The sequence below is a fragment of the Nonomuraea sp. NPDC049784 genome (assembly GCF_040659615.1).
GTDB lineage: Bacteria > Actinomycetota > Actinomycetes > Streptosporangiales > Streptosporangiaceae > Nonomuraea.
This window is the reverse complement of sequence record NZ_JBFAMX010001011.1, coordinates 1-2,395: the sequence shown is the minus strand read 5'-3', so window position 1 is coordinate 2,395 and position 2,395 is coordinate 1. Positions and strand designations below refer to the sequence as shown.

The 2,395-nt window shown below is 70.6% G+C and carries 3 protein-coding genes; 2 read left to right on the top strand and 1 reads right to left on the bottom strand.

The annotated features are described in order from the left end of the window. Positions 1-465: patatin-like phospholipase family protein (locus tag AB0J09_RS62495; RefSeq protein WP_360713669.1), on the bottom strand; the 465-nt coding region annotated here is incomplete at its 3' end. A gap of 100 nt (positions 466-565) precedes the next feature. Here AB0J09_RS62495 and AB0J09_RS62490 point away from each other — a divergent pair. Both AB0J09_RS62490 and AB0J09_RS62485 read left to right on the top strand, forming a co-directional pair. Further along, entirely contained in the window at positions 566-1,480 is a 915-nt protein-coding gene (locus tag AB0J09_RS62490; protein ID WP_360713667.1) for an ABC transporter ATP-binding protein, read from the top strand. Next, positions 1,455-2,246, top strand: coding sequence for an ABC transporter permease subunit (locus AB0J09_RS62485; RefSeq protein WP_360713665.1), 792 nt, complete (start codon positions 1,455-1,457; stop codon positions 2,244-2,246). The genes AB0J09_RS62490 and AB0J09_RS62485 overlap by 26 nt, the downstream gene beginning before the upstream one ends. The last annotated feature ends 149 nt before the right edge of the window (positions 2,247-2,395 follow it).

Sequence of the window (2,395 nt, the reverse complement as noted above, 5' to 3'; positions counted from 1 at the left end):
GCCGATCACGACGGGCGGCAGCAGCCCGGGCACCGCGCACGATGCCAGCACAGCGTCCACCAGCGGCCCGCCGGTGAACCAGTGCGCCGCGGCCCGCTCGACCGAGGCCGCCACGCACTGGAAGGGCAGCTCCAGCTCCTCGAACCGGGAAACCGGCACGGTCTCGCTCAGAAGCGCGCGCAACGGCCCGAGCGAGTGCAGATGGGTGCCGGTCTTGGCCAGCGTGGACAGTCGGGCCACCCATGAGCCGGCGAACGCCGTACGTACGACATCGGAGCGCCACAAGGACACCAGCCGGCTGACCGCTTCAGAAGGGGCGGCGGCGATGACCGCCCCGTTCAGCGCGCCGACCGACGTGCCCACCACGAGATCAGGGCTGATGCCTGCCTCGTCGAGCGCCTGCAGCATGCCCACCTCGTGCGCGCCGAGCACGCCACCGCCACCGAGCACGAACGCCGTCTCCACACATCCCACCCTCTCGTTGCCGCGTCCCGGAAGCAAAGCCATCCGCACGCTGCCGGAACTGTCCAGTGACGGACGGGGCGGCCGGCGGGACGATGCGGCCATGACAGCAGTGGTGCAGGCCGAAGGGCTGACCAAGTATTACGGCAGGCGCCGTGGCCTGGAGGATCTCACGCTGGAGATCCAGCCGGGCGAGATCTTCGGCTACCTGGGGCCGAACGGCGCGGGCAAGACCACCACCCTCCGGTTGCTGCTCGACGTGATCAGGCCGACCCGGGGGACCGTGCGGGTGCTCGGGGCCGACCCGCGCCAGGCCGCGACCCGCTCCAGGATCGGCTATCTGCCGGGCGAGCTGGCGCTGGAGGGCCGCGAGCGGGCCAGGGACTACCTGCGCTTCCTCGGCGGGGTGCGCGGCGGCGTGCCGGACACCCACATCGACGCCCTGGCCGACCGGCTCGAGGCCGACCTGTCGGTGCAGATGCGCAAGCTCTCCAAGGGCAACAAGCAGAAGGTCGGGCTGATCCAGGCGTTCATGCACGAACCGGAGTTCCTCATCCTGGACGAGCCGACGGGCGGGCTGGATCCGCTGGTGCAGCAGGAGTTCCTGGCCATGGTCAGGGAGGTCCGGCAGTCCGGGCGTACCGTGCTGATGTCCTCGCACGTGCTCGCCGAGGTCGAGAACGTGTCGGACCGGGTCGGCATCGTACGGAACGGGCGCCTGGTGGCGGTGGAGGACGTGGCGGCGCTGCGGGAGAAGGCGGTGCGCCGGGTCGAGCTGCACTTCGACGCCCCCGTGCCGCGCGAGGCGTTCGAGAACCTGCCCGGCGTACGTGACCTGCGCGTGGAGGGCGCCAGCGTGCGCTGCACGATCGACGGCCGGCCGGACGCGCTGGTCAAGGTGGCCGCCCGGTTCACCGTGGTGCACATGGTCAGCGCGGAGCCTGACCTGGAGGAGATCTTCCTGACCTACTACAGCGACGAGGAGCGGCACCATGATCGCCAAGAGTCTGCGCGATAACCGCCGGGCGCTCATCTGGTGGTGCCTGGGCGTCAGCGCCTTCATGAGCGTCTATCTGGGCACGTACGCCAACGTCAAGCTGGACCCGGAGACGTACGGCGCCGTGGCCATGGACAAGTTCCCCGGGCCGCTCAAGGACCTGATGGGCGGGTTCGAGGACTTCGTCTCCGGCACCGGCTACCTGCAGACGGTCGTCTACCAGCTCTTCGTCCCCATGCTCTTCATCGTGTGCGCGATGCTCCTGGCCAACCGGGCCATCGCGCAGCCGGAGGAGTCGGGCACGCTGGAGCTGATCGTCACCCTGCCGGTGGACCGGCGGCGGCTGGTGCTGGAGAGGTTCGCGGCGCTGGCGGCGTCGATGCTCGTGGTGGCCGTCGTGACGCTGGTCGTCACGTGGGCGATGAGCGAGGCCGTGGAGATGGGGGTGCCGTTCGACCGGATCCTGGCCGCGCACACGGGGGTGTTCCTGGTCGGGCTGCTGTTCGGCACGATGGGGCTGGCCGTCGGCGCCGCCACCGGGCGCAGGGCGATCGCCTCGGCCGTGGTCGGCGTGTGGGTGGTGGCCGGCTACGTCGTGATCACGATCGGCAAGAACGTCGACGCCATCGCGTGGCTGAAGTGGCTCTCGCCGTTCCACTACTACGCCGAGGGCAGGCCGCTCTATGAGGGTCTGCCGGTCGGGGACTACCTTGTGCTGGCGGGGGCGACGGCCGTGCTGGCGCTCACCGCCGTGCTCGCCTTCGACAGGCGTGATGTAGGAGTGTGATGGCGATCTCCGAGGTGCCCGCCGACCTGCTCGGCGGGCATCGGCAGGTGCTGGCCGAGCACGCCGCGACCGGCCGGTTACCCTCCCGGGAGGCGCTCGACGCCTACCGCGCCGCGGGCTACCGGGCTGCCGAGCTGGGGATAGATCGG

What these genes read in the sequence shown, in the direction of transcription:
- AB0J09_RS62490 (WP_360713667.1), top strand. Translation starts at nt 566, where the DNA reads ATGACAGCAGTGGTGCAGGCCGAAGGGCTGACCAAGTATTACGGCAGG.
- AB0J09_RS62485 (WP_360713665.1), top strand. Translation starts at nt 1,455, where the DNA reads ATGATCGCCAAGAGTCTGCGCGATAACCGCCGGGCGCTCATCTGGTGG.